At 62.0% G+C, this 14,343-nt stretch carries 13 protein-coding genes and 1 pseudogene; 5 read left to right on the top strand and 9 right to left on the bottom strand.

Annotation, left to right across the window (positions count from 1 at the left end; genetic code table 11):
- Nucleotides 1-105: 105 nt before the first annotated feature.
- Nucleotides 106-786 carry a deoxyribose-phosphate aldolase gene (gene deoC, locus FX982_RS16020; RefSeq protein WP_172611588.1) on the bottom strand — a complete coding sequence of 227 codons (681 nt, stop codon included), beginning with the start codon at nt 784-786 and terminating at the stop codon, nt 106-108.
- 130 nt (nt 787-916) lie between these two features.
- On the opposite strand from deoC, the gene deoR reads away from it, so the two are divergent.
- Complete coding sequence (gene deoR, locus FX982_RS16015) at nt 917-1,687, top strand: DNA-binding transcriptional repressor DeoR (protein ID WP_172611587.1); 771 nt, start codon at nt 917-919, stop codon at nt 1,685-1,687.
- Nucleotides 1,688-1,904: 217 nt separating this feature from the next.
- Here deoR and FX982_RS16010 read toward each other — a convergent pair whose 3' ends face one another.
- From FX982_RS16010 to FX982_RS15990, 5 genes and pseudogenes are all read right to left on the bottom strand, one after another.
- Nucleotides 1,905-2,966 carry an aldose 1-epimerase family protein gene (locus FX982_RS16010; protein WP_172611586.1) on the bottom strand — a complete coding sequence of 354 codons (1,062 nt, stop codon included), beginning with the start codon at nt 2,964-2,966 and terminating at the stop codon, nt 1,905-1,907.
- Nucleotides 2,963-4,294: pseudogene (gene fucP / locus FX982_RS16005) on the bottom strand (L-fucose:H+ symporter permease). The gene FX982_RS16010 and the pseudogene fucP overlap by 4 nt, the downstream one beginning before the upstream one ends.
- 68 nt (nt 4,295-4,362) lie before the next feature.
- Nucleotides 4,363-5,283 (bottom strand): ribokinase, encoded by a 921-nt coding sequence (gene rbsK / locus FX982_RS16000; protein WP_172611585.1) that lies wholly within the window; start codon nt 5,281-5,283, stop codon nt 4,363-4,365.
- A gap of 332 nt (nt 5,284-5,615) precedes the next feature.
- Nucleotides 5,616-6,566 (bottom strand): DUF979 domain-containing protein, encoded by a 951-nt coding sequence (locus FX982_RS15995; protein ID WP_172611584.1) that lies wholly within the window; start codon nt 6,564-6,566, stop codon nt 5,616-5,618.
- On the bottom strand, nt 6,563-7,291 hold the full coding sequence (locus tag FX982_RS15990) for a DUF969 domain-containing protein (RefSeq protein WP_172611583.1): 729 nt from the start codon (nt 7,289-7,291) through the stop codon (nt 6,563-6,565). The genes FX982_RS15995 and FX982_RS15990 overlap by 4 nt, the downstream gene beginning before the upstream one ends.
- 317 nt (nt 7,292-7,608) lie before the next feature.
- Between FX982_RS15990 and FX982_RS15985 the strand changes: the two genes are divergently transcribed.
- Entirely contained in the window at nt 7,609-8,535 is a 927-nt protein-coding gene (locus tag FX982_RS15985) for a LysR family transcriptional regulator (protein ID WP_172611582.1), read from the top strand.
- A gap of 6 nt (nt 8,536-8,541) precedes the next feature.
- Here FX982_RS15985 and FX982_RS15980 read toward each other — a convergent pair whose 3' ends face one another.
- A complete protein-coding gene (locus FX982_RS15980) occupies nt 8,542-9,429 on the bottom strand; it encodes a LysR family transcriptional regulator (RefSeq protein WP_172611581.1) in 888 nt (295 codons plus the stop codon).
- Between the two features lie 120 nt (nt 9,430-9,549).
- Here FX982_RS15980 and FX982_RS15975 point away from each other — a divergent pair, with 120 nt between their 5' ends.
- Complete coding sequence (locus FX982_RS15975) at nt 9,550-10,038, top strand: multidrug/biocide efflux PACE transporter (protein WP_254074806.1); 489 nt, start codon at nt 9,550-9,552, stop codon at nt 10,036-10,038.
- Nucleotides 10,039-10,156: 118 nt separating this feature from the next.
- Nucleotides 10,157-10,594, top strand: coding sequence for a carboxymuconolactone decarboxylase family protein (locus FX982_RS15970; RefSeq protein ID WP_172611580.1), 438 nt, complete (start codon nt 10,157-10,159; stop codon nt 10,592-10,594).
- Between the two features lie 15 nt (nt 10,595-10,609).
- Here FX982_RS15970 and FX982_RS15965 read toward each other — a convergent pair whose 3' ends face one another.
- The gene (locus FX982_RS15965) at nt 10,610-11,761 is read right to left on the bottom strand and encodes an MFS transporter (protein WP_172611579.1); all 1,152 of its coding nucleotides are present in this window, start codon (nt 11,759-11,761) and stop codon (nt 10,610-10,612) included.
- A gap of 685 nt (nt 11,762-12,446) precedes the next feature.
- The gene (locus FX982_RS15960) at nt 12,447-13,088 is read right to left on the bottom strand and encodes an HD domain-containing protein (protein ID WP_172611578.1); all 642 of its coding nucleotides are present in this window, start codon (nt 13,086-13,088) and stop codon (nt 12,447-12,449) included.
- Nucleotides 13,089-13,391: 303 nt separating this feature from the next.
- Here FX982_RS15960 and rarD point away from each other — a divergent pair, with 303 nt between their 5' ends.
- The gene (gene rarD / locus FX982_RS15955; RefSeq protein ID WP_172611577.1) at nt 13,392-14,276 is read left to right on the top strand and encodes an EamA family transporter RarD; all 885 of its coding nucleotides are present in this window, start codon (nt 13,392-13,394) and stop codon (nt 14,274-14,276) included.
- The last annotated feature ends 67 nt before the right edge of the window (nt 14,277-14,343 follow it).

The raw sequence follows: 14,343 nt of genomic DNA, 5'->3' as shown, positions 1-14,343 counted from the left end.
TTGCCACTCATTGGCGGTGTGGGGCATTCTTTCTGTCGAAAGGCCAGGACCCTGCAATGGTCAGCACCCTGCGAGGGTCAGCACCCCACCCCGCCCCCCGCAGAATCAGTAACCCGAGCCCGAGGCCGCCACACCACTGACAATCGCGATCCCGGAACTGGTGCCCAGTCGCGTTGCGCCCGCTTCGATCATCGCCACTGCGGTGGTGTAATCGCGCACGCCACCGGACGCTTTCACGCCTACGCCCTGCCCCACGACCTTGCGCATCAAGGCCACGTCTTCCACGGTTGCGCCGCTGCGGCTGAAGCCGGTGGAGGTTTTGACGAAGGCGACGTTGAGGTCACGGCAGATCTCGGCGGCGCGGGTTTTCTGCGCGTCGTCCAACAGGCAGGTTTCGAAGATGACCTTCAGCGGCACTGCACCACAGGCGTCTTTGACGGCAGCGATGTCGTCGCGTACTTCGTCGAACAGGCCGTCTTTCAGCCAGCCAATGTTCAGCACCATGTCGATCTCGCCCGCGCCGGCGGCAATGGCCTGCTTCGCTTCGAAAGCCTTGGTGTCGCTCAGCCCGGCGCCCATCGGAAAGCCAACTACGGCGCAGACCTTGACGGACGCACCTTCCAGCAACGAGGCGGCATACGGCACCTGGCCAGAGTTCACGCACACCGAATAGAATCCGTGCTCCTGAGCCTCGCGGCACAGGGTTGCGATCTGCTCGCGGCTGGCGTCAGCGGCCAGCAAGGTGTGGTCGATGTACTGGGCGAGTGCTGCGGGTTCGATCTTCATGGACAATCGTTTCCTGATAGTGAGGCGGTAACCGGCGACACGCTTTAAGCTTCATGCCTGAGCGCATCGTTTTATGTTGTAAATATAACAATGAATGTTATTTTTTTACCATATCCATTCGACAATCGGAATGCCCGTGGACAGTAAAAAATCCGACCGTATCAAGCTGATCCAGCAAGCCCTGCAAGATCAGAAGGCCATTCACCTGAAGGAAATGGCCGCCCTGCTGGACGTTTCGGAGATGACCCTGCGTCGCGACCTGACCCGGCACCCCGACAAGTTTCACCTGCTGGGCGGGCATATCACCCTGGCATTTGATCCGTCCGAGGCCAGCGATTACAAAGTCACCGAGCAAGGCACCCGCCACGTCGAGGAGAAGCGCCGGGTCGGCAAGCTCGCCGCCGCGTTCATTCAACCCGGCGATACGGTGTTTTTCGACTGCGGTACGACGATCCCTTTCGTCATCGACTTCATTCCGGACGAGCTGGAATTCACCGCCGTGTGCAACTCCCTCAACGTCTTGCTCAAGCTGCAGCAGAAGCCCAACTGTTCCATCGTGCTGTGCGGTGGCACCTTTCATCGCAAGAATCAGGTGTTTGAGCACCACAGCGAAGCGACCATTCTCGATGGCATCCGCCTGACCTGGGCGTTCGTTTCAGCGGCCGGGGTCAGCGACGAGCTTGGCGTGACCTGCTTCAATTTCAATGAAGTGGAGGTCAAGCAAAAGGTCCTGCGCCAGGCCCGGCACTGCATGTTGCTGGCCGATCACTCCAAGTTCGACGCCGTGCGCACGGCGCATTTCGCAACGCTGCAGGACTTTCATGTGGTGGTCAGCGACAAGAAGCTGCCCAAAGCCTATCGGGATTTGATTGAGGGGTATGGAGCGCGGTGGGTGGTTTGAGCAACACGCCGCCTTGTTTTGGCGAGCGCCGAATCTGTAGGAGCCGCCGGGGTGGGGCTCCACCTTGGTGGCGAACGCGACCTGTCTGTCAGCGAATGGGCAACTGACCTACCGCGTTCGCCACTGTCGTAACCTCCAGCAGCTCCTACAGTGACCGCGTACAGACCCTGCATTTGGGCACGAATAAAGGCCGTCAGCGTTTTAACCCGCTTTCCAGCTACAACACCTCTTCAGCCCCCAGATACCCCGTCGTCACGCTGAACGACGCGGTTTCCCCCGCGCCTAACTGGCGCACATTGCCTTTGGCCTTCTCCGCCAGATAACCCTCGGGCTCACAGGTCGCGGGCAACACAAACGCGGCCACCTGCTGATCAGCGTTGTGCAGAATCCACCGCGCCGCATGGTCGAACTGCGCCGGCTGGTAACGCGTGTAAAACGCCGGACCCTTAGGGTGCTTGAGCAGGAAATGCGCATTGCCTTGGGCGTCCGCGTGCACGCCGTCGAAGAAGCAGACGATCTCCGGGTCGTACAACTCAGGCGTGCTCAGGCTGTCCAGCCGCGAAGGTTCTTCTGTCAGCTCGGCCATGTACGCCGACCACGCCGGCGTCGGCTTGACGTGGGCCGGCACGCTGCTGCGAACCCGCGTGCGCGCCATGCCCAATGGCTCGACGAAACGTCCGCCGTCGACGTAGGCGTAGTTCATGTGCGCCATGTACATCAACTCCATCGGCTTGCCGGCCAGGTTGCGCACGTCCATGCCGATGTCGAACAGCGCTGAACCCGGGCGCAAGGTCACGCTGGGCCTGGCGCGATAGTGGTCGCCAAAGCCCATCACGTATTCGTACTCGCCGCCGATGCGCAGAAACCCACCGCCCGCGTCCTCGCCGATTTCCAGCCAGGCGCTGTCCATCGGCGCGCAGGGCATTTCGCCGTGTAACGGGTGATCGTCTTCCGGCGTCGGGCAGCCGTTGCGCAAAATCCCGCTGTGGAACATGAAGCAGCCGTAGGTGCCAATCACCGTCGGGCTCGGGCGCGGCTGCTCGAACATGTTGCGCATGGTCAGGTCGCAGCCATCGAACACCGCTGACCAGACCATCTGCCCCTGATACGGCAGCACCACGACCCGGCCGCGATCATTTTCCAGCGCCAAGGCTTTCACGCCGCTGGGATAGGTCCAGGCCAGCACGCGGAAGTCCGCGGATTCCAGCAACGTTTTTTCATCGCCGCTGAACAGCTCCGGGTGCAGCGAAATCGTGGTGCGCTTGTCGGCCGTCTTCATGATGCGGTCACCGCACCCGCCGGAGCCTGGGCCGGCAGCGGATCACGCATGCACTTGATGGCGTAGGCGACGATCGCCACGAAGCACAGCAGCGGAACGATATAGGCGATCTGCATGTTGCCGCCGGTGGCGTCGGAGAGCAGGCCCTGGAAGATCGGCATCACGCCGCCGCCGACAATGCTCATCACCAGCAGCGAACCGCCAACACCGGTGTCTTCACCCAAGCCGTCGATGGTCAGGCCATAGATGGTCGGCCAGCACGGACCCAGGAAAATACTCACACCCACCGCCGCATACACCGCGCTGATGTTCGGCACCAGAATCGTGTACGCCAACAGGACGATGGCCAGTACGCCGTAGATTGCCAGCACCTTGGCCGGGGACATCTTGCGCATCAACAGGTTGGCGACCATCTTGCCGACGAAGTACGCGGCGAAGGTGGTCAGCAAGAACCACGAGGCGCTGCGCTCGTTCATCCCGCCCATCTGCATCGCCAGGCGAATGGTGAAACTCCACACGCCGACTTGCGCACCGACATACAGAAACTGCGCCAGCACGCCGAACGTGAAGCGCGGGTTGCGCCACAGACGCGACAGGCTCTAGCCAATGCTGCTCGATTTGACGTTGGCCGTGACCTTGCCCTTGCACGCCGGGAACTTGGTGAACGCGATCAGCACGAACATCAGCACCAGCACCGCGATCATCCATTTGTACGGCAGCAGCGTCGACTGGATCATCTGCAGTTGCTGGACTGCGGCTTCCGAGGCGCTCATCTGCGTCAACTGCTCGCGGGTGGCGTCGGTGTCCTTGAACATCACGAAGCTGCCGACGTACACCCCGGTCATCGCGCCGAACGGGTGGAAGGTCTGGGAAATGTTCAGGCGGCGGGTCCCGGTTTCACGCGGCCCCATCAGCGTCGAGTAGGTGTTGCAGGCGGTTTCGAGGAAGGCCAGGCCGGCCGCAATGACGAACAGCGCCATCAGGAACATGCCGTATTTGGCCATCGACGCTGCGGGGAAGAACAGCGAGCAGCCCGCCATGTACAGCACCAGACCGATGAGGATGGTGGTCTTGTAGCTGAAACGTCTGACGACCATCGCCGCCGGAATCGCCACGAAGAAGTAACCGAGGTAGAACGCCGATTGCACGAACGAGGTCTGCACATCGCTGAGCAGGAAGGCTTTCTTGAAGTGCGCGATAAGCACGTCGTTCATGCTCGCGGCCGCCGCCCACAGTGCGAAACAGCAGCACAGCAGCAGGAAGGCGAACCACGGCGTGCGGTTCAGGTAGAACCCGTCCGGTGATTGTTGGAGCGCGGGCTTTGTCATTGTTGTTCTCCGGGAAGTACAGGGAATACCCCGCCCCGCCGATCAGGCGATCGGCAAGACGCGGCGGCTCAAAGGGTGTCGAGAAAGTGGCTGAACGCGGCAGCGTCCGGGTAGGAACTCTGGGTGCCAAGGCCGGTGACCGAGCAAGCCGAATAGGCCACGGCGCGGGTCATGGCGTTGCGCATGTCGCCGTCTTCGCTCCAGTGGCGAGCGAAGCAACCGATAAAGGCGTCGCCGGCGCCGGTGGTGTCGCGGGCATCGACCTTGATGCCTTCAACGCGAAACTCACCCTCTTCGCCGACGTACAGCGCGCCCTTTTCACCCAGGGTGACAATGACGTGGCGAATCCCGTCCTGCACCAGTTGCAGGGCGGCCGCGCGGGCCGAATCCACCGAGTTGATAACCAGCCCGGTGACCAGCGCCAGTTCGGTTTCGTTCGGGATGAAGAAGTCCAGCTGCGACAAGTGCTCGCGGCTCAAGCCCTTCACCGCTGGGGCGGGATTGAGCAGCACCGGAATGCCGTTGGCCTTGGCGAATTCGATGGCGTAGTAGACGGTTTCCAGCTCGATTTCCAGTTGCAGCACGATGAGCGTGCAGTCGCGCAACGCGGCCTGGGCAGCGTCGATGTCAGCAGGTTTCAGGTGCGCGTTGGCGCCTTTGACGATGAGGATGCTGTTGTGGGAATCGCTCTGCACGAAGATCGGCGCCACGCCACTGGAAACACCTGGGACGCGCTGCACGAACTGGGTGTCGATACCGTAACGCTTGAAGTTGCCCAGCGTGTTGTCGGCGAACATGTCGTCGCCGACCTTGCTCAGCATCAACACGTCAGCGCCCAGTTTGGCCGCGGCAACGGCCTGATTGGCGCCCTTGCCGCCGCAGCCCATGGCGAAATTCGGTGCTTCGAGGGTCTCGCCCTGCGCCGGCATCCGGTCGATGTAGGTGATCAAATCCACCATGTTGCTGCCGATGACCGCGATCTTGTTCATGTGTGAGTACCTTGTTCACGCGCTGGGCCCGAAGAATGAGCCACCGTCGCGGTTTTATTTTTGTTATTTAAATAACATTTTGTGTGACTATTCAACCTATTTCTTCCAAGGAAGACATGCGGCTTGGTATCGGGCGCACACGGCGTTCGCGGGAAGCGGGTCGGAAGCCCTGAGGCAGAGGGATTGCAGCCACTGGTCGTACAGACCATGGATTCGCGCAAACGTTTGCGATGGAGATGAAACATCATCGAACTTTGCGCAGTTGAACGAGCTGAGGGAGGGGTTTGCCCGCAAAAAGCTGCCCGCAGGAGCCTGCGGGCGAGGCGCTGCATCTACATCAGGAAATACAGCAGCAGAATATTCGCCACCAGCATCGCCAGCGCGGTGGGGATTTGCGCTTTGATCACGGCGTATTTGTCGGGCAGTTCCAGCAACGCTGCGGGAATCAGATTGTAGTTGGCCGCCATCGGGGTCATCAGCGTGCCGCAGTAGCCCGAGAACATGCCGATGGCAGCCATCACCGCCGGATTGGCGCCGTACATGCCCACCAGCACCGGCACGCCGATCCCGCCGGTCATCACCGGAAACGCGGCAAAGCCGTTGCCCATGACGATGGTGAACAGCGCCATGCCGAGGACATACACCATCACCGCGACCAGGCGGAAATCCAGGTTGATGTACGCCGTCGCCAGGTGCGCCACGGCCTTGCCAACGCCCGCGTCGTTGAACACCAGGCCGAGCATCGCCAGCATCTGCGGCAGCACCAGCGCCCAACCCAGCGCTTCGGTCAAGCGCCGCGATTCGCGCATGGCCTGCACCGGCGTGTCGCGGGTCAGCCAGCAGGCCAGGGCCAGCGCCACCAAGCTGCCAATCCCCAGCGACACGAAGGTACTGTTGGCCGGGTCCAGCAGAAAAACTTCGCCGAACTTGATGTTCTTCAGCAGCACCGCGCCAATCACCGTGACCAGAGGAATCGCCAGCGCCGGAATGAACAGCTTGTTCTTCAAGCGCCCTGCACTCTCCCGCCGCGCCCGGTCGTTGAGGTTCTCATGCTGACCGAAACCCACGCCGCCGAACCCGGCGATGACCGCCATGACGATCACGCCGATGCCCACCCACACCGGTGGCAGCTTCTCGCCAACCAGAAACGCGATGGCGAACAGGCCCCAGAACAGCCCGGTGGTCCAGCGCTTGGGGTTGGTCCGGTCGGTCGCGGTCATGAACGCCGTGATCGCCAGAATCACGCCCGCCAGCCAGTACAGGTATTGAATGGAAATGATCATTGCGTTAGCTCCCTATCCACTGCGGAGGCCGGCGGCAGCACCGTCAATTCACGGTTCAGGCGCTGATCGAAACGGTGCAGGCGGATGGCGTGGATGACGAACGCGCAGATCGCTGTCGGAATCCCCCAGAAGGCGATGTGCATCGGGTCGACATCAATACCGGAGCCGAGCAGGAAGGTGTGCATCAGCGCAATCGCACCGAACGCGACGAAGATGTCTTCGCCGAAAAACAGGCCAACGTTGTCGGTCGCCGCGCACAACGCCAGCAGCTTGATGCGCAACGCCTCGGGCAACTTACCGAAACGGGATTCGGCAGCGCCCTCGGCCATGGGCGCTAGCAACGGCCGCACCATTTGCGGGTGGCCGCCGAGGCTGGTCAGCCCCAGCGCTGCAGTGGTTTCCCGCACGAAGAGGTACGCGATCAGGAGGCGTCCGGCCGTGGCGCCGGTGAACCGGGCGATCCAGTTCTGCGCGTGCAGACGCAGGCCGTGGCGTTCCAGCAAACCGATCACCGCCAGCGGCAGAAGGATGATCAGCGGCAGCGTGCGGGTTTTGATAAAGCCGGTACCGATGGTCGCCAGGATGGTTTCCAGCGGCATGCTGGCAGCAAGGCCGGTGGCCAGGGCGGCTAGCGCCACGACCAGCATCGGGTTGAAACGCAGGACGAAGCCCAGAACGATGACCAGCACGCCAAGCAGCGGCCAGAGGTTGATAGCGGTTTGCATGTTGGGGTTCTCGTTGGCAGTGGCGGTACCTTGCTGGGGCACGAATGAGGAACGTGTTTGAGAAACAAGCGGACGCCAGCACTTATGCTCAGGCCAGGCCCAACGGAGTCACAGCGCCGTTGCCCCATGGCACCGCAGTCGCGCCGGGGCGTCCAACGGGAAAAACCCGCTATGGGCCATAAGATTTTCTGTTGCCGGAGTGGCATGTAACCTGCTGTTCCAGTGCTGTCTTTGCACAGGCCGTGCCGCCCCGGGTGTGCCGTCTGCACCTCATCCTGTGCCTGCAGTGGCGCTCAATTGCTCAAGGAAATCCCACGGTGAATCTCAAGTTTCTGGAAACCTTCGTCTGGGTCGCACGACTGAAAAGCTTTCGCCTGACGGCGGAAAAACTGTTCAGCACCCAGGCCTCCATCTCCAGCCGCATTGCCGCGCTGGAGGACGAAATGGGCGTGCGCCTGTTCGTCCGGGATTCCAGAGGCGTGTCACTGACCCAAGAGGGCGCGCGCGTGCTGGAATACGCCGAGCACATCATGGACACGATGCAAAGCATGAAGGCGGCGATCAAGGACCCGAGCCAAGTGCGCGGCCGCATCCGCATCGGCGCCATGGATACGGTGATACACACCTGGCTCAGCCCCTTGGTAACACGCCTGATGAAGTGTTACCCGAACCTGGAAATCGAGCTCACCGCCGAGACCGCCAGCAACCTCTGCTCGCAACTGGAAAAGGGTTATCAGGACATCATTTTCCAGACCGACGTGCTGCGTTTCGACAGCGTGCGCAACGCGGTGCTGGCGCGCTACCCCCTGCGCTGGGTGGTGCCGACCGGCTCGGCGTTCGACCGTCCGGACGTGACCCTGGAGGAGATCGCCGAGGCGCGCATCGTCACGTTCTCGCGCAACTCGCGGCCGCACCAGGACATCCTCAACATGCTGCACACCGCCAACATCGTCACGCCACGGATCAACTGCGTGAACTCGGCCTCGGCCATTACCCGCCTGGTGCGCGATGGCTTCGGCATCGGCGCGCTGCCGGTGACACTGGTGCATGGCGAACTGGCCCAAGGCGTGCTGACGCTGATCGAGAACGTGCCGCTGCCGCCGCTGATGGACATCGTCGCCAGCTGGCGCACCGGCGCGGGCATGGAACTGGTGGAAGACATCGTCGGCCTGACTCGCGAGGTGGTGAACGCCTTCGCCCAGGAAATGCCGGAGGGGTTTGTTTTGGAGGGCGGACCGGAGTGAGCCGGATCAATAGCCTCCCCGACCCTCCAGCAGCGTATCCAGCAACCAGGTCCCCGCCGGGCCCAGGCTTTTTTGCCGGGACCAGATCACGTCGACCGCTGAACTGCGCGGCCAGCCCGGCACCTTGAGTTCCTTCAACCGGCCCTGACCGCAGGTGCTGACCAACCAGCGCGGCAGCGCCGACCAGCCGAATCCGAAGATCGCCATGTCCATCAACAGCAGGTAATTGGGCGCTGACCAGCTGCGTCGCGCGCCGCTGGGCAGGTCGTCGGTGGGCACGCTCTCGTCAACGATGGTGTTCAGGCGCAACGCCCGATGCTGCGCCAGATGGTGGTAATCAACGGCCTCCTCAGCCGCCAGCGGGTGGTTGTGGGAAACGAAGATGCCGAAGTCAGCGCGCTCGACGATGGTCGCGTAGCCCACTTCCGGCGGGTACGAGGCCTGGGCCGACAGCAGTCCCAGGGACGCCCGACCGCTCTGGATCAAGTTAATCGCGTCACCGTGTTCGGCAAACACACACTCCAGTTCCAGCTCCGGAAAGCGCTGATCGAGTTCGGTCATGCGCGCCTGAAATTCAGCGAACTGGTTGGCATCGGACAGCACCAGCGTCAGGCGCGGCTCCATGCCTTCCGCCAGACGCCCCGCCGCGCGACGCAGCGTATCGGACGCCGCAAGTACATCCTCGATGCGCCCTTCCAGCGCCCTGCCCGCTTCGGTCAGCGCCGGATGGCGGGTCGAGCGATCAAACAGTTCCAGGCCCAGATCAATTTCCAGCCGCGAAATGGCCTCGCTGATGGTCGACTGGCTCTTGCCCAGGCGGCGGGCGGCGGCACTGAACGAGCCCAGCGCGATGGTCTGCGCGAAGGCTTCAAGGGCTTCGGGGGAATAGCTCACGGAAGGACACCTCTGAAGTGCATGTGACGTCCCCATCGGTTTTTCCGATGGGACCGATTTTCACTCTAGTCTATTGCGCCCCGACAATGCACACCTGCCCGCGAGAAAGTGATCATCGACATGCCTCTGAACCCCCTCATGCCCCATAAGACCGCGAAGCCGGTCGTTTCACGAAAGTCACTCAAAGAGCGCGCCCTGCATGCGCTGCTGTTCGAGCTGATCGGCGTGCTGATGTTCGCGCCCGGGCTGGCCTGGGTGCTCGGCCAGTCCATCGGCAAGATGGGCGCGATGACGGTGATGATTTCCACGGTCGCCATGCTCTGGAACATGGTCTTCAACGCCGGGTTCGACCGTCTGCGCGCCCGGTTGGGTCTTGCCCTGAATCTCAAGGCGCGGGCACTGCATGCCATCAGCTTTGAAGTGGGGCTGGTGTTCATGGTGGTACCGATGGTGGCGTGGTGGCTGTCGATCAGCCTGCTGGAAGCCTTTGTGCTGGACATCGGCCTGTTGCTGCTGTTTCTGCCGTACACGATGCTGTTCAACCTGGCGTACGACCGGATTCGCGAGCGTCTGCTCGACCGCCCGCAACCGTGCGCCGCAGATCGATAGCGGCGTGATTGGTCTCCTCTAAACCTCCTTCATTGGCTATTCGACGGGCCGCAGCGCGGGCGTAACATTTCGCCACATCCAGCGGCTTGCGCCGGTCACTTTGAAGAGAGCACTCAACATGAACAACCGAATCAACTGGGCCCAGAAATCGCCGGAAGCCTATAAAGCCATGCTCGGCCTGGAGACGGCGCTGAGCAAATCCGGGCTGGATCATTCGCTGCTGGAGCTGATCCGTCTGCGTGCCTCCCAGCTCAACGGCTGTGCGTATTGCGTCAACATGCACGCCAATGACGCACGCAAGGCCGGCGAAACCGAGGCCCGTCTGCAGACCCTAAGCGTGTGGGAAGAAACCGAATTCTTCACCGAGAAGGAAAAAGTCGTACTCGCCTGGGTCGAAAGCCTGACCCTGCTGCCCGTGCACCGCGCGCCGCAGCATCAGTACGAAGCGTTGCTCAAGCACTACAGCGAAGCCGAGGTGGTCAACATCACCCTGGCCGTCGCCACCATCAACGCCTGGAACCGTTTCGGCGTCGGCTTTGCGATGATGCCGAGCTGATTCCCGTTACTGGCATCACACCCGCAGGAACCGTCCGCTGACCGCCACACCCAGCAGCATCAAGGCGATGATCATGAACGCCGCGCCGAGGCTGCTGAGGTGGGCGACGAACCCGATCCCCGCCGGGCCCATCAAAATGCCGATGTAACCCAATGTGGTGATCGCCGGCACTGCCACGTTTTCCGGCATGGTCTTCTGCCGACCGACCGCGCTGTAAAACACCGGCACGATGTTGGAACAGCCGATGCCCACCAGCGCGTACCCGCACAACGCCGCCTGCCAGACCGGGATCAACGTCGCGACGGTCATCCCGGCCGCCGCGCACAGCCCGCCAAACAGAATGATCTTGTGCACACCGAGGCGCCGGACAATCGGATCGCCGCACAGGCGCCCGATTGCCATGAACAGCGCGAACACCGCATAACCGAATCCCGCGTAAGACGGTTCAACCCCGCGCTGGGCGCTGAGGAACACCGCGCTCCAATCGAGCATCGCGCCTTCCGTGAGGAACACCGTGAAGCACATCAAACCGATGAACAACACCACGCCCCGGGGAATCGCAAACGCCGGCCCGCCCGGCTCGCTGCCATAGGGCAACAAATGGGGCGCGGCTTTATAAAGCGCCAAGGCAATGAACAGCGCAACGAAGGCCATCGCCAGCCATGGCCAGACGCCGACACTCAGCAACGCCGACACCCCCGCCGCCCCTAGAATCCCGCCGCAACTGAACAGCCCGTGAAACCCGGACATCATGGTCTTGCCGCTCGCCCGCTCGACGATGATCGCCTGAATGTTGGTCACGCAACCCAGCGCACCCATGCTCGCGCCGTAGACAAACAGCGTGGCGACCATCAGCGGCACCGAGCTGAGGGTCGCCAATAAAGGCAGGCACACACAGGCGATGGCGCCCGTTATCACGATCAGACGCCGACAGCCATAACGCACCGTCATCGCCCCGGCCAGTGGCATCGACACAATCGAGCCAATGCCCAGGCACAACAGCAACAACCCGAGGCCGGCGTCGTCCAGGCCGAGACGGCTTTTCGCATAAGGCACCAGCGGCGCCCAGGCCGACATGCTGAACCCGGTGACAAAAAAAGCGATACGCGTCGAAAACTGCTCCAGCCGCCCCGGAACCACAGGCGCTGCGGTGCTGATGGAAGTCATTGCCGCTCCGTTGAATGCTTGGACGGAGGCGGATCCATTTACGGTGAAGCGATGTAAATGAAATCAGCCCCCTCGAAAGAGGGACCAGCCTAACAAAGCTTGAAACAATGCCGAAGAAGGGATGTTGAAGGCAGCAGCCTCATAAACGCCTCACTCGCCCTCGAAGACACGGACGCGGAGCGTCAAAGGGTGCATTCCCACGCGGAGCGTGGGAACGATCGATTGCTTCAGTGGGACCGGCTTCAGCCGGGAAAGAGGCCTGTGCGTACACCCATCATTTTGCAGCGCGGCGCCCGACGCCTTCCCGGCTAAAGCCGGTCCTACGAAAAGCGCTGCGTACATTCTGTAGGACCGGCTTCAGCCGGGAAGCCTTTGATCTGCTTTTGATCTGCTTTTGCTCTTCAAACACAAAAGGCCCAGACGACACCCATCGCGACTTTGGTGCAGGCTGAACGCAGGTCTCGCTCCGTGGGCCGAGCGGCATGGATGCCGCGAGAGCCGCCCCCCGCCATGGATGGCGGATGGCGGCGGGCCCACGGAGCGGGACCGGAGTGAAGGCACCCTGACGAAGGAAGGGCCCAACCAGGAGCAGGCACTTTTGCTTACTTTTGGTGCTTTTCAAAAGTAAGTCGCCGAAGGCGAAACCCGAGGCCGTTAGGCCGACGCCCTTGATCGTGATGAAGGATCACGCCTTCCAGGCCGACTGCCGAATAATCTCCACAAAATTCAGCGGCTTGAACGACGGGTCTTCGTCCACCAGTACATCCGCGTTAACGGTGCCGAAGGTGGTGTCGGGCTTATGCCGAAACCCATCCGCAAACGCACACAAAATGCATTCCTTGAAGTCTTCACCGCGCGGGTGAGCATGGGTCACCACCTCCCGCTGCTCATCACTGAACTGCCCGTAATTGATGCCCAGCACATCCATCTCCACGCCCGCCGTCACCAGCGCCACGTTCGGCCGCAAATGCTCAGGCACGCCCGGCGTCGTGTGCAACGCAATCGACAACCAGACCTGCTCCACATCCCCCTCCGACAACCCGAACGGCTGCATGAACGCCCGCGCCGCATTGGCCGAATCCACCTCGAAACGCAGGTCCGCGCTGCGATGCTGCGCCACCAGACCCAAATCATGAAACATCGCCCCGACGTAAAGCTGCTCGGCGTCGTAGGCCAGCCCCTTGCGCTCACCGGTCAGCGCGCCCCACAAAAACACCCGGCGCGAGTGATTGAACAGCAGGTCATCTTCCTGCTCGCGGATGTACTCGGTGGTGGCGCGGGCCAGCGCGCTGTCGGGGATCTTGATACCAGCAATCGATTGAGTCATGGGAATCTCTCCAGCGGCCGCACCGGGGTGGCGCGTTGAAGAGAAGTCTGGGCGACGGCGCATCTCGGCTCAATCGGCGCGCGGTCTCGTTCTCTGCCAAACGTGCATCGTTTACTGCCAGCCCACCTGCGGTTTACCAGATTGCTGCGGACCGACTGCCACACCTCGGATAAACTCTGCGCCTTTGCAGCGCGCCATGCCTCAAAAAGCGCCTCATAAAGTGCCGTCAAAGCGTGTCGTCAGAGCGCGCCGATAAAGCATTCCTGCATCCCACACCTGATGAATCGAAAACAAGGAGCCCCTGTGTACAAGGGCGTTGCGTTATCGGTCATGGCCTCCTGCCTGTTCGCGGTCATGTACTACTACACCTCACTCCTCACGCCATTGAGCGGTGAAGAAATCTTCGGTTGGCGCATGCTGCTGACCCTGCCATGCGTGACGCTGTTCATGCTCTCCAGCGGAGACTGGAAGCTGGCCCGCGCCCTTGCCCTCCGGGTGCGACAGGCGCCTGCCCTGCTGGCAGGCATGGCGCTGTCGGCGACGTTGATGGGCGTGCAGTTGTGGCTGTTCATGTGGGCGCCGCTGCATGGCCGCAGCCTGGAGGTGTCGCTGGGGTATTTTCTGCTGCCGCTGACCATGATCCTCACCGGGCGTGTGGTGTACGGCGAGCACCTGTCGCACCTGCAGAAGATCGCCGCCTGCTGCGCGCTGATCGGTGTGGGGAACGAGCTGCTGCGCCTGGGCAGTTTTTCCTGGGAAACCCTGCTCGTCTGCCTGGGTTATCCGCTGTACTTCGTGTTGCGGCGCAAGCTCAAGACCGACAACCTCGGCGGTCTGTGGTGGGACATGTTGCTGATCCTGCCCGTCGCGGTGCTGTTCATCTGCCAGGGCAACCCTTCGGTCGTGGAACAATTCCCACGCTTCTATGTGCTGATTCCGGTGCTGGGGGCGATCAGTGCGTCGGCCCTCGTCAGCTACATTCGCGCCAGCCGCCTGCTGGCGTTCAGCGTGTTTGGCTTGCTGAGCTACGTCGAGCCGGTGCTGCTGGTGGGCGTTGCGCTGCTGCTGGGCGAATCCATCGGCCGCGATGAATGGATGACCTACTTGCCGATCTGGCTGGCGGTCATGGTGCTGGTGGGAGAAGGCGCCAAGCATGTATTGGCCCAGCGACGACGCCACCGCGCTTGAATGGCTCTCGGCAAGTGACCAGTGCCACTCCGGCTCGGCTGAATGTAAGCCTTCGCGAGCAAGCTCG

This window comes from Pseudomonas graminis (assembly GCF_013201545.1).
Taxonomy (GTDB): Bacteria; Pseudomonadota; Gammaproteobacteria; order Pseudomonadales; family Pseudomonadaceae; genus Aquipseudomonas.
Note: the sequence above shows the minus strand (reverse complement) of the source record. Positions and strands in the feature narration are given on the sequence as shown.